This is a genomic window from Heliomicrobium gestii, assembly GCF_009877435.1.
GTDB lineage: Bacteria > Bacillota > Desulfitobacteriia > Heliobacteriales > Heliobacteriaceae > Heliomicrobium > Heliomicrobium gestii.
In genome coordinates this window covers 79,359-104,836 of sequence record NZ_WXEX01000012.1, presented here as the reverse complement: position 1 = coordinate 104,836, position 25,478 = coordinate 79,359, and the positions used below count along the sequence as shown (strand labels likewise).

Here is a 25,478-nt window from a genome sequence, read left to right as displayed (position 1 = left end):
ACATAAAACATTAACCTCCAAATCCGAGCAACAGACCGACCTGATAGACGACAAGCGACACCAGCCAGGCCAGGACCAGGGGATAAACGGCGCCCAGCAGGGTCCATTTCCAGGAACCGAGCTCTTTTTTCAGTGTGGCCATGGCGGCCATGCAGGGCGTATAGATGAGGGTAAAGACCATGAAGGCATAGGCGGACAGGGCGGTGAAGTGGACCTGGGCCACCGGCATCAATTGAGTTGCCGCATCGACGGCGTCTCCCGACAGTTCGCCGATACCGTAGACAATGCCGAGGGTGGAAACGACTGCTTCCTTGGCCAGGATCCCCGTGAGTACGGCCACGCCGGCTTCCCAGGAGCCGAAACCGTGGAAGGTGAAGAGCGGTGCGATGAAGCCGCCGATGGCGGCGAGGAAGCTGTCCTGCATTTCTGCCGGTCCGTCAAAATTGTAGTTGCTCAAGAACCAGAGCACGACGGACATGCTGAAGATGATCGTGCCGGCTTTGATCAGGAAGCCCTTGCCCTTTTCCCAGGTCTGGATCAAAACCGTGTGCAAGGCAGGGAGGCGATAGGGGGGGAGTTCCATGACAAAGGGTTCCGATTCCCCTTTTAAGATGGTTTTCTTGAAGAGTATACCCATCAAAATCGCCAGTGCGATGCCCAGCACATAGAGGGAGAAGATGATCAGTGTCTCGTTTTCCGTAAAAAACAGAGCTGTGAACAAGGCGTAGATGGGCAACCGGGCGCTGCAAGACATGAGCGGCGCGATCAGGGCGGCAACGCGGCGGTCACGCTCTGAATCGAGGACGCGGGCGCCCATGATGGCGGGGACGGAGCAACCGAAACCGATCAGCATGGGCATGAAGGCCTTGCCGGAGAGACCGATTTTGCGCATGGCCTGATCCATGATGAAGGCGACGCGAGCCATATAGCCGGAACCGTCGAGGATAGAGATAAACAAAAAGAGCGTGAAGATCAGGGGGACGAAGGCAAGGACGCTGCCCACACCGGCGATGATCCCGTCGACGACGAGGGACTGCAGCCAGTCGGCGACGCCGAGAGAGACGAGGGATTCAGAGACAAAATCGCTGACGGGACCGCTGATCCAATCATCAAGTAAGTCTTGCAACGGTTTGCCGATCCAGGAAAAGGCGATTTCAAACATGAGATACATAATGCCCAAAAAGATGGGGATGCCGAGCACGCGATGGGTCAAGATGTTGTCGAGGGTGTTGCTGAAGGACTCCTCCTGGGGGCCATCGATGCGCACCGATTGCTCCAATACCTGAGAGATGAAGTGGTACCGCCCTTCAATCAGGCTGTCTTCATCGTTGGCTGTCCGCAGGGATTCGGCAAGGGCCAGGTAATCGGACAGGGCAGGAGCCTGCTGTGCTTTGGCGGTGGCGATGGCCGGGCTGAAGCGTTCCACCAGGTCTTTTAACCCTTCTTTGCGCGACGCCACGGTGGGCACGATGGGGACGCCAAGGCATCGACTGAGGGATTCGATATCGATCTGCATGCCTTTTTGTTTGGCGTCATCGACCATGTTCAAGGCGATCATCAGAGGTGCGCCTGCTTCGATCAACTGCATCGTCAGATAGAGGTTTCGCTCCAGGTTGGAGGCGTCGACCACATTGACGACCACATCCGGTTTTTCTTTTTGCAGATAATCGGCGACAATTTTTTCTTCCAGGGAATAAGCGCTGATGCTGTATGTACCAGGCAAGTCGACAATGGTAAAGGTTTTATCCTCTTTTTTCAGCTGGCCGATGGCTTTTTCCACGGTGACGCCGGGCCAGTTGCCGATATGCTGGTGGGCGCCGGTGAGGGCGTTAAACAAGGTGGTTTTTCCGGTGTTCGGGTTGCCGGCGAGGGCAATGGTGATGGCAGACATAACGTTGCATCCCTCCTATATGACCATGATTTGCTCGGCTTCCGCTTTGCGGAAGGAGAGGTTGTATCCCCGGATTTGCACTTCGATGGGATCACCCAGCGGGGCGACTTTCACCACTCGGATCGTGGCGCCTTTCAAGACGCCCATGGCCATCAGACGACCCTTGGCGGTTCCTGTGACCATCACTTTGTCGACGACTGCCGATTGACCCGGCTTGATATCTTTGAGGGTTTTCACCGGTCGACCTCCCTTTCCGCGCAATGTATCACATTGATGTTATCTGCCAGGCCTTTTCCCAGCATGATCTTGCTGCCCCGCACTTCCACCACCACCGGGCCGTTGCTGGTCTGGCAGACGGAGATCGCCGTCCCGGGAATGAGGCCCATCTCTTCGAGATGGCGTTTGGTTTTGGGACACCCCTCAATCTGACAAACGATCACCCGCCGACCCTGGTTGACGCTGCTAAGCGGAGAGCGCATTTTGTTCATCCCCTTTGGTATGAATCGGACAATGCTGGCAGCGCGATTGGACATCAAGCAGCATTTGCAGGAGTTGTTCCATCACCTGACCCTGAAGTTGGGAGACGTTTATCGAATCTCCCAGCGTGTGGGCGCAGCGAGCGATCACCTCGGCCACCTCCTGGGCGATCTGCTGCACAGCGCCGATGCCCAAATCGAGAGACTGCACGTTTTCGTGGGAACGCTCCAATCGGCCGACGGAACTGGCGACTTGTTCGACGACAGAATGCAGCGTCGCTTGCACCTGGTTGACAGATGTGAGCCCCTGGTGAATACCTTGGGAGCCCTCGAACATGACCTGAGCGGCATGGAAGGAGTTCTGCTGGATCTGTCGCAACGCCGCCGACACCTGTTGCGCCGTCTCGCGGCTCTTGGACGCCAGTTTGCCCACCTCTTCGGCGACAACAGAGAAGCCCCGTCCGGCTTCGCCGGCGCGGGCTGCCTCGATGGTGGCGTTTAATGCGAGCAGTTTCGTCTGACCGGCGATGATGTCGATGGCCGAGATCATGCCGTTCAGTTGAAGGGCATGATCTTGAAGATCGGTTGTAATCGCCGCCGCTTCTTGAACACGGCTATGAATAGTTGTAAGTTCTTGCCCGGCTTTATGCAGCCTATCCGCACCGTCGACAGCGAGATGCCTCGATTGATTGAGGGAATTGCGCGCCTCGCTCACCTCGGAAAGGGCAGTTTGGACATGGCGATTTAATTCGTCCACCATTCCTTGGCTGCATAAGGCCGTTTCGTTCGCCTCAGCAACCTGCTGTTGCGCTTCCTCGCCTGCGGTAATCAAATCGCCGCTGCTGCGCAACGCTTCCTGAACCTGAGCCGTCAATCGTTCCATCTCTTCATTCAGCCATGCCGGGGGGCGATCCCGGTAAATGGTCACTGGTTCAACTGGCTCCGAATCAGGCCCTGTTTTTGGAGTAAACCAGCCCTGGAATAAGCCCAAACGTGTCATCTCCCTTCGTCCGAAGCCCCGAAGCGGATCGCTGTGCCGCTTCACTACGTTGAAATTTAACAGAGAATGAAAATCATTGTCAATTGAAATGACAGCCATTCTCCGGCGTTTATTTCCAAATAGCTCGCTCAGACGGAAGCATAGGCGAGCTTAAATAAATGAGAAACATTTTCATTTGCGTCGGGATGCACTTTAATGGGAAACGGAAAAGCCCTCCTGTCGCGCAAGGCGAAAGGAGGGCGAATAGGGACGTATGAGAGGCCGGTCAGACCTGTTCCTTGAGGATTTCCACCATCTTGGCCAACTCGCTGATGGCGCCGGTGAGCGCTTCCAGTCTCCCTTCCATGCGAACCAGTAAGTAGGCGGCAAGGGCTACAGGAAAACCCACGTTGGCGACGGATTGGAGAAGGGCCTCCACGTGCACACCTCCGTTATGTCAGGCGTGGACGGCGAGTGTAACGGGGTCATTTTGAAACAGCGTCGAAAGGAGGGGGCTACTGCTTAGGGGTTCCACAGGTCTTGCACATTGGATGAGACGAGTCGGACGTCTTTTTTGTTGATCAGGTCGCCGCCCGTGGTAGTGAAGATGTTCGTGGCGATGATTCGGTCCATCGCTGCCGTCACCTGGGCCGAGGTAAGATCCGATTTTGGATCCTTGACCCGCAGGACTACTTCCCGGCCCAGTTGGTTGGTGAAGACCAGTTCCAGCGTCTCTTTGGAAGCCATCTTTCATCACCTCCTTTCTTCTCGAACAGGGCTTATCGAACCATCGAGCGCTGCGGGAGATTAGGCCTCCACCAATTGGTTCATGTCGACGCGGGCGATCCGGCTGACGGGGAGACTCATCAGACCAGACAGGGCTTCGGCGGCGGCGAAGACGTTTTCGTCTGTCGCCGACGGTTTCAAGCCTTTGAAGTCCCGGTTTTGAAACTTAGGTTCGCCTTTGGCAGTGGTACCCGTCTGTGTCACCAAACGCAGGCTGGCGTTGACAGGGTTTTTGCTGACGGCCATTCTTGACCACCTCCTTTCGAACATGTGTTCGCAGCTGCTACGGTTACAGCTTACCAAGAAGGTGGGAATTGGACAAACCTGGATAGCGGTCAGGAGAGGAAAACAATGCGAACATACGTTCGAATGCGCCGTCTAGCTTTTCCGTTCGAAGGATTCCATGGGAACCCAATGTCCGAAAAACAAAAAAGCTGCCGACCATTGTCAGCAGCGAGAAATCCGCGAGGGGCCTATGTAGGGCTGTTTTGGATCCGACTTAGGCGAAAGTCACCCATGTGTCGGCTGGTTTGCGGTGGCGAGGCGCCGCGTCCTTGGCTTTGGTTTCGGGATCGAGCAAATCTTCCGTCCCGGGAAAACCGAGAAAGACGACACAGACGACCCGCTCCTCTTCGCCGATGCCAAAGGCTGCGCGGATCGCCGGTTCACTCCAACCGGCTGTGGGATGGCTGCGCAGGCCCAGTTCTGTCGCCTGGAGCAGGAGGTTCTGCACCGCCAAGCCGCAGTCGAAGAGGTAATAGGGTTTTTCATCGATGGTGGCGTCGTCTTTCGGGTTCGCATAGACGATCATGGCGAGGGGCGCGGCAGCGGCCCACTCGTTCCCCTTGGCCAGACAAGGCGCCAGCTTGTCTACGCCTTCGCGGGACTGGACGGCAATCAACCGCCAGGGTTGGTAGTTGCGGCAAGACGGCGCCCAGCGAAAAGCGTTGATCAGTTCAGCCACCATTTCGGCAGGCACGGGCGTCGGCAGATAGGCGCGTTTGCTTTCCCGTTGGACGATGGCAGGCAGTATGGACAAGAGAACCCCTCCTATAGTCGTTTTTTCGGCGTGATTCATTGATGGGTTGGTGCTTTTCCATACATGATTCGGTGTTCATCGGGCCAGTCCTGCCTACCTTGTTTCTCGGGAAATGTTCTTTTCCACCGCGCTCCCGTCGCCATCGATAATTCGTCGCAAAAAGTGTATCTGCGCCTTCCGGATATGCTATCATAAAGTGATATGACTGAAACGGAACCGGCACGCGGGGAAAGGGGGGATGTGGGATGGGTCCATCGTCTCCGTCTCTGTCGGCGACGTCCCGGGCGCGACGGCCTGTGGGACGGCTGAAACCGACGGGACCGATCGAAGACTGGCAGGCTTTTTTTCAACAGGAATTTGACCGGGCCTTTCGGAGAGGCGGCCATCACGCACTCGCCTTTGGGTCGACAGAGGCCTGGTCGCGTTACGACCGGTTTATCGAGGCCGTGGTGGCCCGCAGCGCCCATTGGCCCCCGGCGTCTGTCGCCTGGCTCCGCCTGCATGGGCACCTGTATCTCCTCAGTCGGATGGAAGAATCCAACCGCCTGGAAGGGCGCTTTTATTCCACAGACTTTATTCAGGGGATTGCGGAAGAACTGGCGGCTTCTCTCGTGGAGATCGGCAACAAGGGATGGGTGGCGCCGGACGTTCCGATCATCGACGCCGCTGCCGAGACGCTTCGCTGGCAGTACCTATCCTCGTCATCGACATGGGGCGTCGATTGGCTGTATATCTTCCGTCTGCTCTGGATGCGCCTCTTTGACACAGAACGGGCGGAGGCAGAGGCGGAGCGGCTGGACGTGATCCTGGAAAAGGCGTCTACGCCGGCCGCTGTGCGGGATCGAGCGATTTTGGCGCGCGCCCATTTCGCCATTGCCGCTGATGACGATGAAGGGGCGCGGATGCGGCTCAATCGGCTGAGCGAAAAGGCGCGCTTCACCATTGTTCGGGATTTGCGCTTTTACCTGGAAGGGCTGAGTCGCTTTCGACTCTGGGAACGGCTGATTGCCTGGCTGCGCTGGCTCGTGCCCTATGCGGCCACAGCGGACACGGCCAGCTATGAGTCCCTTTGCCTCTATTGGAATGAAGTGGCCCACACCTGTGGCGTTCAGGAGGAGTTTATCGAGGTTCTCCGGCGGTGGCTTCCCCGGAGCCGCCGTCTTTACAGCCACTACCTGGTGGAGCGCAAGCTCTACCGCGATTGGGCGCAGTTATGGATCCAGCACGGGACCGACTTTCACGAGATCGACGGCAACGTGTTGCGCCTCGTCGAAGCCCATGATCCGGCGCTGCTCCTGCCGCTCTATCACCAGCAGGCCATGCGCTGCATCGGCCGGAAAAACCGCGTCGCCTACCGGGAAGCGGTGGAACTGCTGAAAGGGCTGAACCGGATTTACCTGCGCCTGAGCCGCGGCGGCGAGTGGGAACGCTTTATGGCAGAACTGACGGGCCGCTTCGGCCGTCTCCGAGCCTTGATGGAAGAGTTGCGGAAAGGAACGCTGATCTCGCGATGATCCGGTGCAAGCGATGAACCTATCTATCCGATGGATCCCTGGCAAGGGATTTTTTCTATGGGGAGACCGCCCTTTTGACTATGGCAACGATCCCTTTGACCGGGCGCAGGAGTGGAAATTCCGCCTCTTTGCAGACCATAGACCTTCATTTTACGGCTCTTTCGTCGATGTGGAGGAATGGGAGGGGGTCATAGGGCTGGTCTTGCCGCCGCAGAGGGCCTTGGATTTTTTGCTGAATCCGCCGGCCAGCGACTTTTTTCACTGGGACTGGTCTCCCGAGATTCGGGCGCTCCAGCGTCTGGCCCCCGCAGTCGATCAAGCGTTGACGGAAAAGCGGTGGCAACCAGACTACCGGTCATGGCGACAGGGAAAAAAAGGCCTCTGCCTTGATCTGGCTGCCGGTGATTCCGGTGGCGGGACGGGAATCGCCCTCGCCGATCTGAGTGAATGGACGAGTCTGCTCGTGGAAGCGCAGATTTCCGACGACTTGACCGCCCGCCTGCGGTGGGAGCAACTGGTGAGCGATTGTCCGATGCTGCATCCCGATTATCCACGGGAGGGCCCTTTTCTCGATGAAGCCGACTGGTTGGAAGCGATCGGCTGGAGGGCGGACCGGACGCCTTTTGTCGTCAGTCTGCGTCTTCGTGAGCCGGAGATGGATGAGGCCTGGCGCCTCCAGGTCGTCCTCTTTGACCGTGACGATCCGACCGGGGTGATCGAGATCCCCGTAGCGCTGGCAGAGGCCAACGCTGCCCCTGTCCTGCCGGCGCCGTGGCAGCCCTACGCCGAACGGATCGGGCGATCGGTGCGCAAATGGCTGTCTGTCGCGCCCCGGTTGGGCCGTGATGACGAATCTTCGCGCGAGGGAGACGGACAGGCGCCGAAAGCGCCGAGGCTGAAGGCGGAACTGACCGAAGGGGAAGCCTGGAACTTTCTCGCCGAGGACAGCCTCCGCCTGGCTCAGGCCGGTGAGCGGATCCTTCTGCCCCGCTGGTGGGAGGATCTGAAGAAAAAAGGGTTGCGCCTGAAAGCGGTTTCGCGATCGATGCCGGGCGAGACGGAAGCCTCTTTTGTGGGCATGGACAGCCTCGTTCATTTCGATTGGAAACTGGCCGTAGGGGAGACGGAACTGACCGAGGCCGAGTTTCGCGAGGCGGCCCGCCAAAACCGGCGTCTGCTGCGCATCCGTGGTCGTTGGGTGCAACTGGATCCGGCTCTGGTTCGCCAGGCGCTCAAAGTGATGAACCGCAAAGGCGGGGAAATGGATCTCGCTGAAGTCTTGCGGCTGCATTATTCTCATCCTGCTGCCGGGGATGGGCTTTCGGACGATGATTCATTCGACAAAACCGCTGTTGCTGACGGCAGCGCTGCGTTCAGCCCCTTCGATCCGGCCAAAGCGGAAACAGACTCGGTTCAGCGGCTGTCTCTTGAAGTGGAACTGAACGAACAGCTGGCCCAAATGGCGCGACAACTCACCCAACAGGCGGCGGGGCCGCTGTTGGGAGAACCGCCCGGTTTTTGCGGTCACCTGCGGTCGTACCAACGCGCCGGCCTGTCCTGGCTGTGGTTTTTGCGCCCCTTTGGCTTTGGCGGCTGCCTGGCCGATGATATGGGCCTCGGCAAGACGATCCAGTGGATCGCCTATCTGCTGCAGATCAAGGCGGCGGAATCGCAGCAAGCGTCACAATCCCGAAGGCCGACCCCGTCGTTGCTGATCTGCCCCACCTCGGTGCTGGGCAACTGGCAGAAGGAACTGGCCGCCTTTGCGCCGTCCCTGCGCGTCTACCTGCACTATGGCCCTCAGCGGGCCAAGGGAGAAGCGCTCACCCATGCCGTGGCGGCGGCGGATCTGACGCTCACCACGTATGGATTGGCGCACCTCGATGAATCGGATCTGGGCGCCCTGCGATGGGACTGTCTCTGCCTCGATGAAGCCCAGAATATCAAGAACGTGTATACGAAACAATCGATGGCTGTCCGGCAGTTCACCGCCCGTCACCGTGTCGCCCTGACGGGAACACCGATGGAGAACCGGTTGTCCGAACTCTGGTCGATTATGGATTTTCTCAACCCCGGCTATCTCGGCGGCGCCAGTGAGTTTTTGCGCCAATTCGCCCATACGGCCGGGCTGGACGGGGAGGCGGCGGCGGCCGAACAGGTGCGCCGGCTGGTCCGCCCCTTTCTCCTGCGCCGGGTGAAGAGCGATCCTGCCATTGAACCGGATCTGCCCGATAAACAGGAGTCGAAGGAATTCTTGCCCCTCACGCTGGAGCAGGCGGCCCTCTATGAAAATGTGATCGGCGAGTTGTTTGAGCGAATCGACGAAGAGACGGGGATAACCCGGCGGGGGTTGATCCTGAAGACGTTGACTCGCCTGAAACAGGTCTGCGACCATCCCGCCCTGCTGCTCAAGGAGAAAACGCCCGGCGATTTTCGCCGGCGTTCAGCCAAAGTGGATCGCCTGCTGGAGATGATCGAGGAACTGCGGCAGGAAGGCGATGGATGCCTCATCTTCACCCAGTACGTTGAGATGGGCCGGCTGCTTCAGGTGTGCATGAGGCAGGAACTGGGCGAGCGGGCGGAGTTTCTTCATGGCGGCGTCCCGAAAGCCCGCCGCGATGATATGATCGAGCGGTTCCAGTCCCGCGATGACTTTGCCATCCTCATCCTCTCCCTGCGGGCCGGCGGCTTCGGCTTGAACCTGACGGCGGCCAACCATGTCTTCCATTTCGATCGCTGGTGGAATCCGGCCGTCGAAAACCAGGCGACCGATCGCGCGTACCGGATCGGTCAGCTCCGTCATGTGCAGGTTCACAAGTTCATCACCTTGGGCACCCTGGAGGAACGCATCGACGAACTGCTCGAACGCAAACAGGGCCTCAACGACAGCATCGTCGGCAACGGCGAGGCCTGGGTGACCGAACTGTCGACGCGGGAGCTTCGCGAGATCTTCGCCCTGCGCCGTGAGTGGGTAGGGCGGGAGTAACGGAAAAGTGATCGCCGAGCTAATCGCAAAGTAAAAAGCTGCCCTCCCCCTCGTCCGATGATCATCAACAGGGCGTTGCGGGAGGGCATTTTTGTGGGCTTTTTGGGTAAATGCCGATCGGATCCACCGGTTGATGAGAAGCTAAGGAGAGTTTAATGAAAAATTAAGGAAGAATTAAGTTAAGGTGGGGCAATCGTTAAGTCAAGTTTGATGAAATAAAGGATGGAGGAGGCGCTTTTTTGTAACTTTATTGCTCGCTCAAGCGTCTAAAGATTAGGGCGCTTTTGGCTGGAGCGTTCTGGTGGTGAATAGCTGAGAAAGGGAGGCGCATCGGTTGAACCAAATCCTGATCAAAAACGCGCGGATTTTGACGATGGCGACAGAGACGCCGCAGATCCTGGAGGGGGATATCTGCATTGAAGGCTCCTTGATCCAGGCGATCCGCCCGAGCGATAGCATGGTTGCCGAGAATCAAGCCCTTGACTGCTCTGACGCCGTCACCGTCATCGACGCGACGGGAATGATCGTCATGCCTGGATTGATTAACTGCCACAACCATGCGGCGATGGCGCTCTTTCGCGGCTATTCCGACGACCTCCGCCTGATGGAGTGGCTGAGCGAGAAGATCTGGCCCGCCGAGGAGCGACTGGATGGCGACGCCGTGTACGCCGGCGCTATGCTGGCGGCGGCGGAGATGATCAAATCAGGCACGACGACCTTTGCCGACATGTACTTTTACATGGACGATGTGGCCCGAGCCGTCTGCGATTCGGGCATGCGGGCCTCCCTCTGCCAGGGGCTGCTTTTCATCGACAACCAAGCTGAGCGGCGCATGGAGGCCACCCGCCGGCTCTTCGACAACTGGCATGGCCAAGCGGACGGGCGGATCACCGCCATGGTCGGTCCCCATGCCCCCTACACCTGCCCGCCCGACAAGTTGCAGGCCGTCATGGCCCTGGCGAAGGAATTGCAGGCGGCCGTCCATATCCACCTCTCGGAGACGGTGGAGGAAGTGGATCAGATGTTTGATCGCTATGGCAAATCGCCTGTCCGCTACCTGGCTGATCTGGGATTGTTCGCCGAACACCATGTCCTGCTGGCCCACGCCGTCAACCTGTCCCGCGACGACATCCACCTCCTGAAAGGGCTGCGTGGCGGCATTTCCCATAACCCGGTCAGCAACCTAAAGCTTGGCTGTGGCGTCGCGCCCGTCCTCGAACTGGGCGACAAAGGCGTCACGGTCGCCCTGGGCACCGACGGGGCGGGCAGCGCCACGACACTCGATCTTTTTGAAACGATCAAGGCGGCCGCCTGGCTCCAAAAAAACCGCACCGGCGATCCGACGGCGCTGACAGCGTACCAGGTATTGCGCATGGCCACCATCGAAGGCGCCCGGGCGCTGGGGCTGGACCATCAAATCGGGACGATTGAGCCGGGCAAGCGGGCTGACCTCATCCTGATCGACATGAACAAACCGCACCTGTTCCCGCAAAACGACCTTTGCGCCCTGCTGGCTTATGGCGCCAACGGCGCTGACGTGGACACCGTGCTGATCGACGGCAAGGTCGTCATGGGCAACCGACGGCTGTTGACCATGGACGAAAAAGACGTGCTCGACGAGGCGGCGGCAGCGGCGCGTCGGGTGATTCCGCTGTGATCGATCGACCCCAAGGGAGGAGAAGGGGCGGCTCTTCCAACGGAGCGGCTCCTACATGTTCGAGTCGCTGATCAAGCCCAGAAAGAAATCAATAGAGAGAGGAATCGGCATCTTGTTGCAGTCACTGAAAACCCGTTGGCAAGGAATCGGAAAGACACGCAAACGCTTGATCGCAGGGATCCTGGTCGTCGCTGTGGCAGGCGGTGGCTGGGCGGCCCTGCGACCGGCTCAAAAACTCTCCGGTGTTCCCGTGAGCGCACGGGAGGTTTCCGCAGGCGATTTGGAGGTATCTGTCGTCGTCTCCGGCAAAATCGAACCCTATGCGAAGGAGAACATCACCGCTCGGGTGAAAGGTAAGTTGGTCAAGGTCTTTGTGGAAGCCGGACAGACGGTCAAGGCCGGCGATGTGCTGGCACTGATCGACAAAGAGGACATGAGCCGCAAAGAATCGGACGCCCGCGTCAACCTGCAAGTGGAACAACTCAACCTGGACAAAAGCCGCCAGGCTGCCCTGTACGAGCGGGATAAAGCCCGAGAGACAGCCGAGCAAAGCCGCAAGAAGATGGAACTGAACAAGAGGAACCTCGACCGCACCCAGGCGCTCTTCGACAGCGGCGCGGCCGCGAAAAAGGATCTCGATGAGGCTGTACATACCTATGAGGACTCGGCGTCCCAATACCGGAACGATCAACTGCACCTTGAGTCGATTGAGACGAATGACTTGGGGACCGATATCAAACTGAAAGAAGCCCAGATCCAGCTGAAACGCCAGGATTGGGAGACGGCGGCCCGCGACCTTGATGAGTGCGCCGTCAAAGCGCCCATGGATGGCATGGTCCTAGAGGTCCCTGTCGATCCCGGCGATTATATCGCGCCGGAGACGAAGATCGCCGTCCTCGGTCGCACCGACCGGCTGAAGATCAAGGCCGATGTCAGTGAGGCTGACCTCCCGCAGATCGGGATCGGCATGGCCGCTCAGGTAACCGGGCCGGCCCTGGGCGACAAGCAACTGAACGGCAATGTGACGGTCATCGCGCCTCAGGCGGTGACAAAGGAAAAAGAACAGACCGAAAAAACGACCGTTCCCGTCACCGTTGAAGTGGACAACCCGGAGGGCGTCGGCCGGCCGGGGACCAATGTGGATCTGCGCATCAAAGCGGCTCATCTGACCCAGGTGCTCACGGCGCCCCATGAAGCGATTCGCGAATCACGGAACGGAAAAGAAGCCCTCGTTGTTCGCGATGGCAAGGTCGTCATCTGTCCTGTCGTGACCGGCAAGGCCAACGACATAATGGTGGAAGTGAAATCGGGCATTCAGGCCGGTGATCAATTGATTCTGAACCCGCCCGAGGACTTGCTCGAGGGGACGCCCGTCACGATCCTGCCGCCCAATGTGCGCCCGCCCGGCCAGGGGGTGAAGGGATGATCCCCTCCGTGTGCCTGGAAGGGGTCGGCAAGACCTACCAGACCGGCGCCGTCGCCGTGGAAGCTCTTAAAGACGTGAACATATCCGTCTATGCCGGCGACTACCTGGCCATCATGGGACCTTCCGGCTCCGGCAAATCGACGCTGATGAACATCCTCGGCTGCCTGGACCGCCCCACGGTGGGACGCTACCTCCTGGATGGCCTGGATGTGGCGACCCTTGACGACCGTCAGTTGGCCCGGATCCGCAACGGAAAACTCGGCTTTGTCTTTCAAAACTTTCAATTGCTGCCTCGCATCGACGCGCTGTCCAATGTGGAACTGCCCATGATCTACGCCGGTCTCGGCGCCAGGGAGCGTCGCCGCCGGGCGGAAGAAGCGCTGACTCGTGTCGGCTTGGCCGAGCGGATGCGTCACAAACCCAACGAAATGTCAGGGGGACAGAAACAGCGCGTTGCCATCGCCAGAGCGCTCGTCAACCGGCCCTTGCTCCTCCTGGCCGATGAGCCCACAGGCAACCTGGATTCCAAGACCAGCATCGAAATCATGGACATCTTCCAGGCACTCAACGCCGAGGGGACGACGATCATCATCATCACCCACGAACCGGACATCGCCGCCTACGCCAAAAGGGTGGTCACCTGCCGCGACGGCCGCGTCACCCAGCGAAAGGGGGAGGCGGAATGAATCTCCTCGAACTGTTCAAGGTCGCTTTGCAGGGGATCCGTGTCAACAAACTCCGCTCCGGCCTGACGATCCTGGGGCTTGTCATCGGCATTGCGGCGGTGGTCACCGTCATCACCGTCAGCGAGGCGGGACAGAGTTACTTAAAGCAGCAGATCCAGAAGTTCGGTTCCACTTCCTTCACCATCTATCCGAATTGGAACGATGAGACCACCGACATCGACATTGATGACATCACCATGGAAGATGTGACCGCCCTGAAGGAACTGATTCCCGAACTCAGCCATGTCAGCCCGATGAACCAGTTTCAGACCATCATTGAGGGGAAAAAAGCGAAAAAGCGGGCTTCTGTTTACGGTGTCAACGAGTCCTACTTTTCCATCCAGCGAAACCTGAAGCTCGTCCAGGGGCGTTCCCTCAACGCCTCTGATGCCTCGGGCACACGGGCTGTCGCCGTTGTCAGCAAGGAACTGGCGAAAGAACTCTTTGGCCACACCGATGTGGTGGGCCTGCCCGTCAAGTTAGAAGCCAGCACGGTCACGATTATCGGCGTCTATCAGCAGGATAAGTTCGCCCTCGATCAAAGCCGGGATCTGACAGCCTACGTGCCGATCACCTTTGCTCAGTTCGCCTTTGACCGGTCTCGCATTTTTTCCATCGAGGCGGCGACCCGCGATGAGGGCGACGTCACGGCCGCCACGGAGAAGGCGAAAAGCCTGCTCAACCGGCGCCACCACACGAAAGACCATTACCGTGTCAACAGCATCCAGGAAACGATGGGGGATATGAACAAGGTGACCGGCGTCATCGCCGGCATCCTCTCCGGTGTGGCCGCCATCTCCCTCTTGGTGGGCGGGATCGGCGTCATGAACATCATGCTCGTCTCGGTGACAGAGCGGACGAGGGAGATCGGCCTGCGCAAGGCGCTCGGCGCCGAGCGGCGGCACATCCTCATTCAGTTCTTGATGGAAGGCGTCGTCCTCTGTCTCTTCGGCGGCAGTCTCGGCGCCCTTGTGGGCATCGGCGGCAGTTGGGCGCTGGCCCACTTTGTCGGTGTCGACGCCCCCTTTTCCTGGACAGGGCTGCTCGTGGCCTTCACTGTCTCCAGCCTGATCGGGATCTTCTTCAGCCTCTACCCGGCCAACCGGGCGGCCAAACTGGATCCGATCGAGGCGCTTCGTTACGAGTAGCGGGCGGCTCTACCCCTGTAAATCAAGCAGACAGAGTCCATGAAAGGAATCTATACCGAATAAGGAATCTAAGTCCTTCGGCGCCGGTGTTGAAACTTCGGCGCTTTTTTTTGCGTCTCAGCAGGGATATCCGGATTTTAATGGAAATAAACAATATTGTGAAAAATCTCTTGATTGTTTAAATTGGAAAAGACGCTATTTCTGCCCTAAGCATAAAATGGAAAAACGGTGACAGAACGAGAGATCGGAAACAGGGTAGGATGATCGATCGACACGTTCTGGGGGGATTCGTTGAGATGTTATCAAAACAGTACCGCGTTGGCGACGTGCTGCGCCAGGATGTCTACTCCCTGCAGGGACACCTCTTGATTCCTCGGGGAACCCAGGTCAGCGAGCGGCTTTTTGCGCAAATTCGCAAATGGGAAGAAATTGGTCTTCTCGTCGACAAAGCATCTGCTCCCAGACCTCGGAGTTCCCCTGAAGCGAAAGGGGACGGCGAGGAGACCGCCCAACTGCTCCAGGAAAAAAATCAGGAAGCCGCTCATCTCTATCACGCCGCGATCGAGACGGTGCGCGATGTTTTCCTGGACATCCGGGAAGGCCATGTCTTCAATCAGAAGGCGGTCCAGGAACAGGCGGCCGATATCGTTTCATCGGTCATTCACGACGAGAAGGTCGGCTTTCGGTTGAACCGGTTGTGGGAGGCTGACGATTATACCCTGCACCACTCTGTCGATGTCTGCCTGCTGTCCATCCTGATCGGCCTTAACCTCGGCATGGAAAGGCAGGAGCTGGAAGAACTGGCCGTCGGAGCGATCCTCCACGATGTGGGGAAGATCTATATCCCGCGCAGCGTCCTCAACAAAAAGAGCGCGCTCAATGGCAAAGAGTTTGAGATGATCAAAAAGCACCCCGTCTTCGGTGTGAAATATTTTCAAGAGACCGGCATGGATCTGACGGACGCCCAGTTGTACTGCGTCCTTCAGCATCACGAGCACTGCGACGGGACCGGCTATCCCCAGGGGTTGCGCTATCCCCGGATTCATCTCTATGCTCGCGTCGTCGCCGTCGCCGACGTGTTTTCGGCGCTCACGGCCGAACGGCCCCACCGCGCCTCCATGGACCAGTTGCACGCCGTCGACATCCTTTGCCGGCAATCGAGGAGTCACCTTGACTTGCATATCGTCAGCGTGTTGATCGAACGGTTGCGGGAGTTGCTGCTGCACATGCGGGTTCGCCTCAGCACCGGTGACGAAGGGTATGTGGTGGACTTCTTGGAAAGCTCGCCCCTCCAACCGACTGTGCTGGTCACCCAAGACGCCTTCGGGCGCAAAGTGGTCAGCCCTTACCTGGTGCATTTGCGCCACGAAAAGGAACTCTCCCTTCAGGAGATCCTTCCCGGAAGCTAAAAATGAGCCGATCGCCGATCCGCCATCAGTGTCGCTCTTTCCTTTTTGGTGGCAGGAAGGAGCGCGCCAAGCCGCCTCTAAACAGAGGTGGTTTTTTTATCCGGCAGGGAAAGCCCGGCCCCATGTGGAAAAGACAAGGAAGCAGATGGGGCTGAAGGAGCGAAAGATCGCAGGGAAAGCCCGAGTAAAACCGCGAGGCGCAACAGCAGACATAGCGCCTTGATCAGGGAAACCGGCAGAAAGGTGAGCGAAAACAGGTGAAGCGTTTTACGGCCCGCGCCTTTTTTGACGGCTTGAATCATACCTTGGGGAAAGAAGCCAAAGAAGCCCTGGCCGGACTGGAGTTTCGGGTCAAAGCCGAGTTGCTGACCGAACGGATGCCCATCGGCCAGGCATGCCTCTGGTCGGTTCTGGACGAGGAAGGCCGCACCATGTATTGGATGGTGCCGGAGAACCTGGCGTCGCGCCTCCGGCCGGGCATGGTCGTCACCGCCGTGGGCCATCCCGTCGTCTGGCCTTCGAGCAAGCGAGGGAAGCGGCTCGAATGGCTGCAGGTGAAAAACCTTGAACCGATCGCCGCCGGAGATATGCCGCGGCGCTTGCGGGCGAAAGGCATGGCAGCTGAAGGGCTGCTGGGGCGCCGGCCCCGGCGAGAGTGGCCCGTTGACGCGGCGCGCGGGTCGGTGCGGGTTCACATGGTGATCGGCGAAAAAGATGCGGCCCTGCTGGGACTCCGCCACCAACTGCAGCAAGGTCGCCGTTTCCAACTGCGGTTGCATACGGCTGACATGAACAAGGCCGATGAGGTGGCCTCAGCCATTACAAAGGCCGCTCGCGCCGGCGGACAGTTCCTTTTGCTCGTCCAGCAGGAGGCCGATGACTTTCTGCTCTTTGACGACCAGGCCGTCCTGCGGGCGCTCGCTCAGAACGGCCTGTACACCATTCTCGTCCAGCCCGACTGCAAGGTGAAGCCCTTCGGCTATTGGCGGGTCGACGAGTGGCTGGACAACCCGCATCTGGCCGTGCAGCGCATCGTCAGCCGCTGCTGGTCCATCTGGAAGGGACCCCGTGAGACGACGCGGCTGAAAGAGGCCGTCCTGGATCAGACCCAGAAGGATCGTTCCCGTTTCGCCTCCGAGTTGAGCCGCTTGCGCAGGGAAAACAGCGACTTGACGGCGCAGCTGGCCGCTGCCAGTCCGCAGCGCGTCGAAGAATTGGAACAGCGCCTCGACCAGATCGAGGGGGAACTGAAGCGCTCTGAAGAGCGCCGGCGGGTTGCCCTCAACCAGTTGTTTGACCTGGAAAAAGAAAGAGACGACCTGCAACGCAAGGCATCCCTGCTGGAGGGCGGCGGCATCGTGCCGGAGGCGCCGCCCGATGTGGCCGCCGAGGTGGAGAAGGTCCGCCGGAAAGAGGAGTTCCGCCGCATGCTCGTCGAGGAGGAGCGGGACCGCCTGGAGGCTGAAAACAAGCGACTGCTCGCCCGCCTAGAGGAGACAGAACCGCTGGTGCTGGAGGAACTGCGCCAGAAGGCGTCTACATCAGAGATGGAACTGGGACGCTCGGAGGAGCGGCGCGAACAGTTGTCGGAGTTTCTCTTCCTGCTCGAGCAGGAGAACCGCGAGTTGAAGGGGCGCCTGGGTTTTCGGGAGGAACTCGACGCGCCGCCGGAAGGACGCCCCCGGTCGCCGGAGGAAGCGTTGATTGTCGGCAAGGCCCGCCTCTACGAGGAGATTCACGATCTGCTCATCAAAGAGGAGTTGGAGCGCCTTCAGCGGGAAGTCAAAGGGCTTCACGACCTCATCGATTCCTGCTCGCCAGCGCTGCTCACATCCCTGCGTGATGAGTTGGAGATCACCCGGGCCCAGTTGGAGCACTCGGAAGCCCTGCGGGAAGAGCTGCAAAAGGGACAGGAGAGCATGCGCCAGGAGTTGCGGCAGGTGCGGCAGTCGCCCATGGCAGGCGGCGGAGGAGAGCCTAATGTGGACGAACGGCCATCTCGCCGCGATGTATCTGACTTTGTCGCCGGACTGCCCGATGCTTCGATGGCGAGACTGAGAGGGGATGCCGGTGACGGCTCACGGCCCTATCCCGTTGACGAGTCGGGTAAGTTGCAAACAGGGCAGCCTGGTGAATCGAGCGAGCAGGAACAGACCGATGATCTGCTGGGCAAGGCCGTCGAGTTTTTACGGCATGGATTCCGGTTGGGGAGGCGGCGATGAATCCTTTTCCGCTACGGAATAAAGCAGGGTTGACAGAAGCGGAGTTCTTGGATCGCTACAATCCCGATCAGTATAAGAATCCCTCTGTCACCGTCGATGTGCTGGTCTTTACGGTTACTTCAGAAGCAGAACAGAATGAACGAAAAGTCCCCGGAAAAGAACTGAAACTCCTCATGATCAAGCGGGCCGATCACCCTTATATCGGCCACGTGGCCTTTCCCGGCGGCTTTGTCGGGGAACAGGAGAGTCTTGATGACGCGGCGAGACGCGAATTGGAGGAAGAAACGAAGGTAGCAGGCCTATACCTGGAACAACTCTACACCTGGGGCGATCCGAAACGGGATCCGCGCAAACGCATCATCAGCACATCCTATGTGAGTCTTGTCGACTCATCGAACCTCGGCGTCGAGGCTGGAGACGACGCTTCCGATGCGCGGTGGTATGTCGTCAAAACCAAAGAAGAACTGGCAAAAAGGGTAGAACAGGACAAGGGATACGTCATGGAGAGCCTTCAACGGGTGAGCCTGGAAAGCGATGTCGATCAGGTCTCGGCCCTGGTGAAGGTGACAAAGTCCGTACAGGGACGATATGTCAGCGTTGAGAGAGAAGTGATCGAGCGCGACGGGATCGCCTTTGATCACGCCGCCGTCATCCTCTACGCCATCGACCATTTGAAGAAAAAAATCGAGTGGACAGATGTCGCTTTTCAGCTTGTGCCCGAACGGTTTACTTTAGAGGAACTCCAGCAGGTCTACGAACTGATTTTAGGCAAGGAAATTGGCATAGCTGACTTACGCCGGAAGATTGCGCCGATGGTGATCGAGACGAATCAAAAAAAGACCGATGCGGCACATCGACCAGCCCAGTTTTTTCGTTTCAACCCCAATTGGAACGCCGATGAGCAGTAAGAAAGACGGCATACCCCATCGCTGAAAGCGAGGGGTATGCCGTCTTCTACATCGTTTTCGTTCGACTAAAATAATTCGGTCAGTGTACTCTTCAACTCTTTCAGCATGGCTTGACGAGCGGAGTCGTCGACAGTCGGCACGGCGCCAAAGAAGAGATGACCGACCGACTCGAGCCCGCAAAAGGCGAGAATGCCCGTGTCGGAAGTTTTTTTCAACGCCTCGGTCATGCCTGTCGAGTCGTACAATTCACAAGGCGTTCCTTGGGTGTTTATGATAAATCCTTTTTTTCCTGTCAGGAGACCGACGGGGAACCCTTCTTCGCTATACTGGTAGGCAAATCCATAGCAGAAAACCCGCTCAATGTACCCTTTTAAGATAGCCGGCATTCCGGTCCACCAAATGGGATAGATCAGCGTGATGACGTCGGCGCTCCCGATGTAACCATGCTCTTGCTCAACATCAGCCGGTTTCTTGCCCGACTGGAACAACTCGAAATCAGAACCCTGCAGCAGGGGATTAAAATTCATTTTGTAGAGGTCTCGCACCACCACGGTATGGCCTTTGCTTTCCAGTTTTGACACCGTGGTGTCGAGAATAGCGGCGTTGAAGCTTTTGGGGTTCGGGTGGGCATAGAGAATAAGGTGATTCATCGTTTTTCCTCCTCGTCTTTGTCATCGCCCAGGATAGGTTTCAGCACACCTCGCCTGTATGACCCAAATCGTACCTCTTTCTTGTGCTTATGAACACAAGAAAGAGGTGAAACATGCCAACGAAGAGGTAAACGCCTTAGAAGGAATCGAGTTAAAAACTGTCGAATAACTATCGAAATGAAAATATTGAAATATATAGAATTAAATTCAAGGGAGTAGATGTGGTGAGAATTACAGGTGGTTTAAAAATTGTCACGTTCCTGTTGGCGGCCAACCTCCTCATTAGCCCTGCCGCTTTTGCGATGGAATATGTCTACATGCCTGAGAAGAACCAAGAAGCGACCGAACTGACCGACTATCCCCTTACGAAGGAAGTTGAACGGTCGGCCGAAAGAGCGCTGCAGGAGATTAAAGAATTCATCCCCGAGATTAAAGCCTTGCATCTCTCCTATAAAGGAGTAGTCTCGCTGCCTCCGGAATTTCGGACAAAGCAGAAAAAAACGGCCCTCTGCTACGCCTTTAGCAAACGGTCGTCGCTCTCCCTCGCTCAAGCCAACGATGCCGGAGATGAAATCGGTATCGGAGTCATCTTCGATGCGCGAACCGGTTCGTTGTTGTCCATTCGGGTGTTGAATCCTGACTGGAAGGCCGAGAAGGAACCATCCCAAACCATGGTGAAAGAAAGGGCGGCAGCATTTCTAAGTCATGTCATGGACGGTTGGAAAGCTCACTACCGGATGGACGAACAGGTCAGCACGATGGGTGATCAGACGGGTGTGAAACAAATGGCTGTTTCCTTTGTCTCTTTGTATAGGGGCGTACCTGTACAATCCAAAGGGATAGCGATCACCATCGACGGAGAAGGGCATATCTGGGGCTACAACAGCGAACCGCTTCCCGACGTCAGCCTTTTTCCCGACCGAGCCAAAGCGATCCCTCTTGTGAAAGCGCGGGAGATTTATGACCGTGCGCAGTCGATGCGATTGGTTTATCGCCTGCAAGGAGGAGGCGCTCCGCAGGACGTGACCCGTCCCGCGTCAGACAAAGGGCAGCTTGTCTACTTTCCCGAGCATTACTTAATGACGATCGACGCGGTAACGGGAGAACCGGTTCGTATGTACGAAACCGAAGAACGCCAGTACCAGCAGGTCACCATAGAGAACAGTGGGAACCCTGTGCTGGTGAAAAATCAGGAAGATGCCCGTCGATTGCTTCAGAGTTGGGGTGTAGACCTGTCAGATCTCGTCGCCGATGGGCAAAGTCGTTATAGAGATGAGCAGCAGATGCTGAGTTTTACCTGGAGCGCGAAGAAGAATCATCAAGAAATCGCCTCGTCGCGCCGGGTGCATCTCAGCGTATTCGCCAAAACCGGTCAAGTTACCCAATTTGGCCTTCAACAAGACCGAGATCGAGATAGGACCAAGGCAATCCCGGAAGAGCAGGCGAGACAGAAGGCAATAGAGTTCTTCAAGAGGGTGAGTCCGGAACGGGGGGTGTACCAGCTATCGGGAACCATCCAAACACCGCGTCCGGACTGGGCCGGTACGCAGCGGCTCGAACACCAGCCGAACGGCGACTATCAGTATTGTTTTACGCAGTTGCATGACGGCATCCCTATCGACTATTACTACTATAGGGTGACAGTGGACGCTGTCACCGGAAATATATGTGAGTATGTAATGCCCGGCCAAAAGGGAGAGACATTGCCGCAGGCGAAGGGGATTGTCACAGCGGAAAAGGCAAAGAGGGAGTTCCTCAAACAGGTTACGCTGCAAAAACGCTATGTCTGGCCCAGCTATTATGACAAGGTGGCGCCGGCGCCTATGCTGGTCTATCAGCCGATCTGGAAAGATGTCGCCATTGATGCCTTTACGGGAGAGCCCTGCAAATAACGGTGAGGCATGTAAGCGCGCCGCTGTTTGGGCATCCTAACGCCGGAGGTGATGGGCTTTCTTTGAAGAACGTCATCAGGCTCCCGGTCTGAGTGAAGCGGAGGATCTGGCGTTGCTGCTGGAAATCCAGCGCAGCTACGAGCAATCGGCCTGGGATACGCGGCTGTTTATGAAACGGGTGCAACGCTCCGGCATCACCATTCCGGCTGATATCCAAGAACTGCTCGAAGAGCGGATCGAAACAGCGATTGCTGTCTCCGAATCTTCCCAGAACGAGATCCTGCGACGAAGAAGCCATCAACTCTGGTAGGCGATCTTACCATCCGGTGAGGTCGCCTTTTTCGTAACTTATGAAGGGGTGGCCGTCTTTGAATGGTGATTTCGTTTAAATTGACGCAATTGAACCATATGTCTATTAATTCTGAAAAAATAGCTTGCCGCCTCATTGGCTCCCTTTGTACAATGATTCCGTGGTTATTCTACATCATCCCATGAGCCGAAGCCCTGTTTCACAGGAGGAGAGGAGAGACGAGCGTGAGCGAACCGATTCGCAAAATCCTGCTGGACGAGAAATCCATCCCCACCGCCTGGTACAATGTGCAGGCTGACATGCCGAACCCCGTCGAGCCGGCCCTTCATCCCGGCACCCTGCAACCTCTGGGACCCGCTGATCTGACGTCGATTTTCCCGATGGAACTGATCAAACAGGAGGTCAGCGCCGACCGGTGGATCGAGATCCCCGACGAGGTCCGCGAACTGTACAAGCAGTGGCGGCCCACGCCGGTCTACCGCGCCACAGCGCTGGAGAAGCTTCTCGACACGCCGGCGAAGATCTACTACAAGTACGAGGGGACAAGCCCCGCCGGCAGCCACAAGCTGAACACGGCCCTTCCGCAAGCCTACTACAACAAAGCGGCCGGCATCAAGCGGCTGGCGACGGAGACCGGCGCCGGCCAGTGGGGGAGCGCCCTGTCGCTGGCCTGCACCTTCTTCGGCCTGGAATGTGTCGTCTATATGGTGAAGGTCTCCTATAATCAAAAGCCTTATCGCAAATCCTTCATGGAGGTTTACGGCGCCGAAGTCATCCCGTCGCCGTCCATGCGCACCTCCTCGGGTCGCCAGGTTCTGGAGATGAATCCTGATTCGCCCGGCAGCCTCGGTATCGCCATCTCGGAGGCCGTCGAGGACGCCGTATCCCGGGAGGACACCAACTACGCCCTTGGCAGCGTGCTCAACCATGTCATCCTGCACCAGACCGTCATCGGTCAAGAGGCGAAGGCCCAACTGGCCATGGTCGACGAATACCCCGATGTGGTCCTGGGCTGCTGTGGCGGCGGCAGCAACTTTGCCGGCATCGCCTTTCCCTTCCTAGCCGATCGCTCCCAGGGCAAACCGGTGCGCCTCGTCGCTGTCGAGCCCGACGCCTGCCCGACACTGACCAAGGGGGTCTTCGCCTACGACTTCGGCGATCTGGCCAAGCTGACGCCGGTGACGAAGATGTACACCCTCGGTCATGACTTCGTGCCGCCAGGGTTCCACGCTGGCGGCCTTCGCTACCACGGCGATTCGCCGCTCGTCAGCCAACTCTACCATGACGGCTTGATCGAAGCGCAGGCCTATGGACAGACAGCCATCTTTGAAGCAGCCCTTGCCTTTGCCCGCAGCGAAGGGATCATCCCGGCCCCCGAATCGGCTCACGCCATTGCCGGCGCCATCGCCGAGGCGAAGGCGGCCAAAGAGGCCGGCGAGGCTCGCACGATCCTCTTCTGCCTCTCCGGACACGGCATCTTTGACTTGGGCGCTTACGAGGCCTACCTGGCCGGCGGGCTCAAGGATGTGCCCCACTCAAAAGAGGCGCTGGCAAAAAGCTTGAACAACCTGCCGAAACTGTGATAAATCGCCAAATCGAAGCGTCGTAGGTTCGGCCAAATCTACGACGCGAGAGAAAAAAGGGACCCATAAAAAAGTGTTAAAAGAACGGGGGGAGACCCCCGTTCTTTTTATGTTCCCATCGAATGATTATGCTATTCAAATACATATCAATTAGTGATATTTAAATAGGGTTATTCTGATTTCGCAGTGTGTCCGTTCACGTTATCTGATGTCAGTTGAATTGGCGGGGATTACCTGAAAAAATTTAATCAAGGCAAAGGTGGTTGTTCAACGTGGCAGTGACGCAAGGGATCCGTAAATGGTTGCTTATCGGCGGACTCACGGTCGGAGCGCTCTTCAATGGTAGCCTTATGTCCCCCGTCCAGGCGGCTGTTCCACAGGTCTACATCAATAACACGGTCCTCACCATCAACGTGGCCCCTGTAAACCAGCAAGGCGTCCTGCAAGTGCCGGCGAAGGAACTGGCGGTTGCCCTGGGCGGCAGTTTTTCCTTCGACGCGGCCACAAACCAGGGAACGCTCAAAACCGGCGACGATGAAACCGTCTTTTTGCTCAACTCCCCGACGGTCACGTTCAATGGGAAGTACATCACCGCGCCGGCGCCCATGGTCATGGCCAACAACCGCTTCATGATCCCCGCTGACTTCCTCTGTGACACCCTGGGACTCGTTAGCGTGGCCAATGGAGATCTGCTGCAGGTGTACAAGCCGGTCAACGGCCGGATCACCTATGCGGTCATGAGCGGAGACACGCTCTGGCGGATTTCCCAAAAGTTCGGCACGACCATCGCCTCCATTCAGACCTTGAACGGATTGACATCAGACTCCCTCTATGTAGGGCAGAACCTGTCGATCCAGCCCCAACTCTCGCCGGCGGTGTCCGTGACGGCCTTCATGTCCAGTTCCGGCACCTGCTTTAGCAGCCCCAGCTTCAGCGCCTCCGCACTCGGCTACCTCCAGCCGGGCACGACGCTCCCTGTCCTCGGCAAAACGGGCGACTGGTACAAGGTGCAGTCCGGCTTTGGTGTCGGCTATGTGTACCGCTCTGTCCTCCGTATCAACCAAACCATCACCCCGGCGCCGACGCCGGCCAATGTCTTTGACGCCAATATCCCTGTCGATACCTCCGGGGATAGGCTGACCTACAAGTCCTACACCGTCGTCAGCGGCGATACGGTGTGGACGATCGCTGAGAAAAGCGGGATCCTAAAGGATGAACTCTGCGCCGTCAACGGCCTGGGCGATGGGTCCAACCTCAAGGTCGGCCAGGTATTGAAAATCCCGGTTCACACTATCGCCCCGCAGCCGGTGCTGGGCCCGCAGTATGGCGAGGTGCTCGACTGGTTCAGCCAGGGGCAGTATGTCTTCAGCATCGGCAAGGTGGGCAAACTCGTCGACCTGGACACCGGACGCAGCTTTATGATCCAGCGCACCATGGGGGCCAACCATGCCGATGTGGAAACGCTGACTGCTGCCGATACGCAAGCGATGAAAGAGATCTTCGGCGGCTTTACCTGGAACCGCCGGGCCTTCGTCCTCTATGTGGACGGCCGCAAGTTTGCTGTCTCTGTCGCCGGCATGCCTCACGCCGGCGTGGACAGCGCCCCCTATCTGGCCAACGTATCCTGGCGCAGCGGCAACTACGGCGCCGGCCCCAACTATGACCGGATCAAAGGCAACGGTATGGATGGCCACTTTGATGTCTATACCCTTAACAGCATCGGCCACGCCGAGCCGACAGTCAGCGCCGCCCACCAGGTGACGGTGCTGATGGCCGGCGGATTGGAGTAAGGAAGGTTTACAAGAGTTGAGGGGCGGCTGGGGCAATCCAGCCGCCCCTTTGGCATGGGTTCACCTTGGCTGTGGGTGATCTGTGGG

At 57.9% G+C, this 25,478-nt stretch carries 22 protein-coding genes; 13 read left to right on the top strand and 9 right to left on the bottom strand.

What is annotated here, in order from left to right; genetic code table 11:
• Window positions 1-10 precede the first annotated feature (10 nt).
• From feoB to GTO89_RS13585, 8 genes are all read right to left on the bottom strand, one after another.
• Window positions 11-1,891: a ferrous iron transport protein B gene (gene feoB / locus GTO89_RS13620; protein ID WP_161262642.1), complete on the bottom strand. Its 1,881-nt coding sequence runs from the start codon at window positions 1,889-1,891 to the stop codon at window positions 11-13.
• 15 nt (window positions 1,892-1,906) lie between these two features.
• Window positions 1,907-2,128 (bottom strand): FeoA family protein, encoded by a 222-nt coding sequence (locus GTO89_RS13615; RefSeq protein WP_161262641.1) that lies wholly within the window; start codon window positions 2,126-2,128, stop codon window positions 1,907-1,909.
• On the bottom strand, window positions 2,125-2,370 hold the full coding sequence (locus GTO89_RS13610; protein ID WP_161262640.1) for a FeoA family protein: 246 nt from the start codon (window positions 2,368-2,370) through the stop codon (window positions 2,125-2,127). The genes GTO89_RS13615 and GTO89_RS13610 overlap by 4 nt, the downstream gene beginning before the upstream one ends.
• Window positions 2,354-3,295: a methyl-accepting chemotaxis protein gene (locus GTO89_RS13605; RefSeq protein ID WP_161262639.1), complete on the bottom strand. Its 942-nt coding sequence runs from the start codon at window positions 3,293-3,295 to the stop codon at window positions 2,354-2,356. Before GTO89_RS13605 ends, GTO89_RS13610 begins: the two co-directional genes overlap by 17 nt.
• A 337-nt stretch (window positions 3,296-3,632) precedes the next feature.
• Window positions 3,633-3,785: a YvrJ family protein gene (locus tag GTO89_RS13600; protein WP_161262638.1), complete on the bottom strand. Its 153-nt coding sequence runs from the start codon at window positions 3,783-3,785 to the stop codon at window positions 3,633-3,635.
• 83 nt (window positions 3,786-3,868) lie between these two features.
• Window positions 3,869-4,093: a DUF2922 domain-containing protein gene (locus GTO89_RS13595; RefSeq protein ID WP_161262637.1), complete on the bottom strand. Its 225-nt coding sequence runs from the start codon at window positions 4,091-4,093 to the stop codon at window positions 3,869-3,871.
• A gap of 60 nt (window positions 4,094-4,153) precedes the next feature.
• On the bottom strand, window positions 4,154-4,378 hold the full coding sequence (locus GTO89_RS13590) for a DUF1659 domain-containing protein (protein WP_161262636.1): 225 nt from the start codon (window positions 4,376-4,378) through the stop codon (window positions 4,154-4,156).
• 253 nt (window positions 4,379-4,631) lie between these two features.
• Window positions 4,632-5,171: a nitroreductase family protein gene (locus tag GTO89_RS13585; RefSeq protein WP_161262635.1), complete on the bottom strand. Its 540-nt coding sequence runs from the start codon at window positions 5,169-5,171 to the stop codon at window positions 4,632-4,634.
• A gap of 245 nt (window positions 5,172-5,416) precedes the next feature.
• Between GTO89_RS13585 and GTO89_RS13580 the strand changes: the two genes are divergently transcribed.
• From GTO89_RS13580 to GTO89_RS13540, 9 genes are all read left to right on the top strand, one after another.
• A complete protein-coding gene (locus GTO89_RS13580) occupies window positions 5,417-6,685 on the top strand; it encodes a hypothetical protein (RefSeq protein WP_161262634.1) in 1,269 nt (422 codons plus the stop codon).
• Between the two features lie 13 nt (window positions 6,686-6,698).
• Window positions 6,699-9,671, top strand: coding sequence for a DEAD/DEAH box helicase (locus GTO89_RS13575; protein WP_161262633.1), 2,973 nt, complete (start codon window positions 6,699-6,701; stop codon window positions 9,669-9,671).
• A 334-nt stretch (window positions 9,672-10,005) separates the two neighbouring features.
• Window positions 10,006-11,328, top strand: coding sequence for an amidohydrolase (locus GTO89_RS13570; RefSeq protein ID WP_161262632.1), 1,323 nt, complete (start codon window positions 10,006-10,008; stop codon window positions 11,326-11,328).
• A 112-nt stretch (window positions 11,329-11,440) separates the two neighbouring features.
• Window positions 11,441-12,754, top strand: coding sequence for an efflux RND transporter periplasmic adaptor subunit (locus tag GTO89_RS13565; RefSeq protein ID WP_207708932.1), 1,314 nt, complete (start codon window positions 11,441-11,443; stop codon window positions 12,752-12,754).
• Entirely contained in the window at window positions 12,751-13,440 is a 690-nt protein-coding gene (locus tag GTO89_RS13560) for an ABC transporter ATP-binding protein (RefSeq protein ID WP_161262630.1), read from the top strand. Before GTO89_RS13565 ends, GTO89_RS13560 begins: the two co-directional genes overlap by 4 nt.
• Window positions 13,437-14,627 (top strand): ABC transporter permease, encoded by a 1,191-nt coding sequence (locus tag GTO89_RS13555; RefSeq protein ID WP_161262629.1) that lies wholly within the window; start codon window positions 13,437-13,439, stop codon window positions 14,625-14,627. The genes GTO89_RS13560 and GTO89_RS13555 overlap by 4 nt, the downstream gene beginning before the upstream one ends.
• Before the next feature lie 296 nt (window positions 14,628-14,923).
• Complete coding sequence (locus GTO89_RS13550) at window positions 14,924-16,036, top strand: HD-GYP domain-containing protein (protein WP_161262628.1); 1,113 nt, start codon at window positions 14,924-14,926, stop codon at window positions 16,034-16,036.
• Window positions 16,037-16,293: 257 nt separating this feature from the next.
• Entirely contained in the window at window positions 16,294-18,258 is a 1,965-nt protein-coding gene (locus tag GTO89_RS13545; RefSeq protein ID WP_161262627.1) for a coiled-coil domain-containing protein, read from the top strand.
• Entirely contained in the window at window positions 18,255-19,166 is a 912-nt protein-coding gene (locus tag GTO89_RS13540; protein ID WP_161262626.1) for an NUDIX hydrolase, read from the top strand. Before GTO89_RS13545 ends, GTO89_RS13540 begins: the two co-directional genes overlap by 4 nt.
• Window positions 19,167-19,231: 65 nt before the next feature.
• Here the strand turns inward: GTO89_RS13540 and GTO89_RS13535 are convergent, their stop codons facing one another.
• A complete protein-coding gene (locus tag GTO89_RS13535; RefSeq protein WP_161262625.1) occupies window positions 19,232-19,816 on the bottom strand; it encodes an NAD(P)H-dependent oxidoreductase in 585 nt (194 codons plus the stop codon).
• Between the two features lie 224 nt (window positions 19,817-20,040).
• On the opposite strand from GTO89_RS13535, the gene GTO89_RS13530 reads away from it, so the two are divergent.
• The 4 genes from GTO89_RS13530 (at window position 20,041) to GTO89_RS13515 (ending at window position 25,391) form a co-directional block, all read left to right on the top strand.
• Window positions 20,041-21,708, top strand: a complete 1,668-nt coding sequence (locus GTO89_RS13530; protein WP_161262624.1) for a YcdB/YcdC domain-containing protein — start codon at window positions 20,041-20,043, stop codon at window positions 21,706-21,708.
• A gap of 112 nt (window positions 21,709-21,820) precedes the next feature.
• Window positions 21,821-22,018: a hypothetical protein gene (locus GTO89_RS13525; protein ID WP_161262623.1), complete on the top strand. Its 198-nt coding sequence runs from the start codon at window positions 21,821-21,823 to the stop codon at window positions 22,016-22,018.
• Between the two features lie 224 nt (window positions 22,019-22,242).
• Window positions 22,243-23,601 (top strand): TrpB-like pyridoxal phosphate-dependent enzyme, encoded by a 1,359-nt coding sequence (locus tag GTO89_RS13520; protein WP_161262622.1) that lies wholly within the window; start codon window positions 22,243-22,245, stop codon window positions 23,599-23,601.
• 272 nt (window positions 23,602-23,873) lie between these two features.
• The gene (locus tag GTO89_RS13515) at window positions 23,874-25,391 is read left to right on the top strand and encodes a LysM peptidoglycan-binding domain-containing protein (RefSeq protein ID WP_161262621.1); all 1,518 of its coding nucleotides are present in this window, start codon (window positions 23,874-23,876) and stop codon (window positions 25,389-25,391) included.
• Window positions 25,392-25,478: the final 87 nt, after the last annotated feature.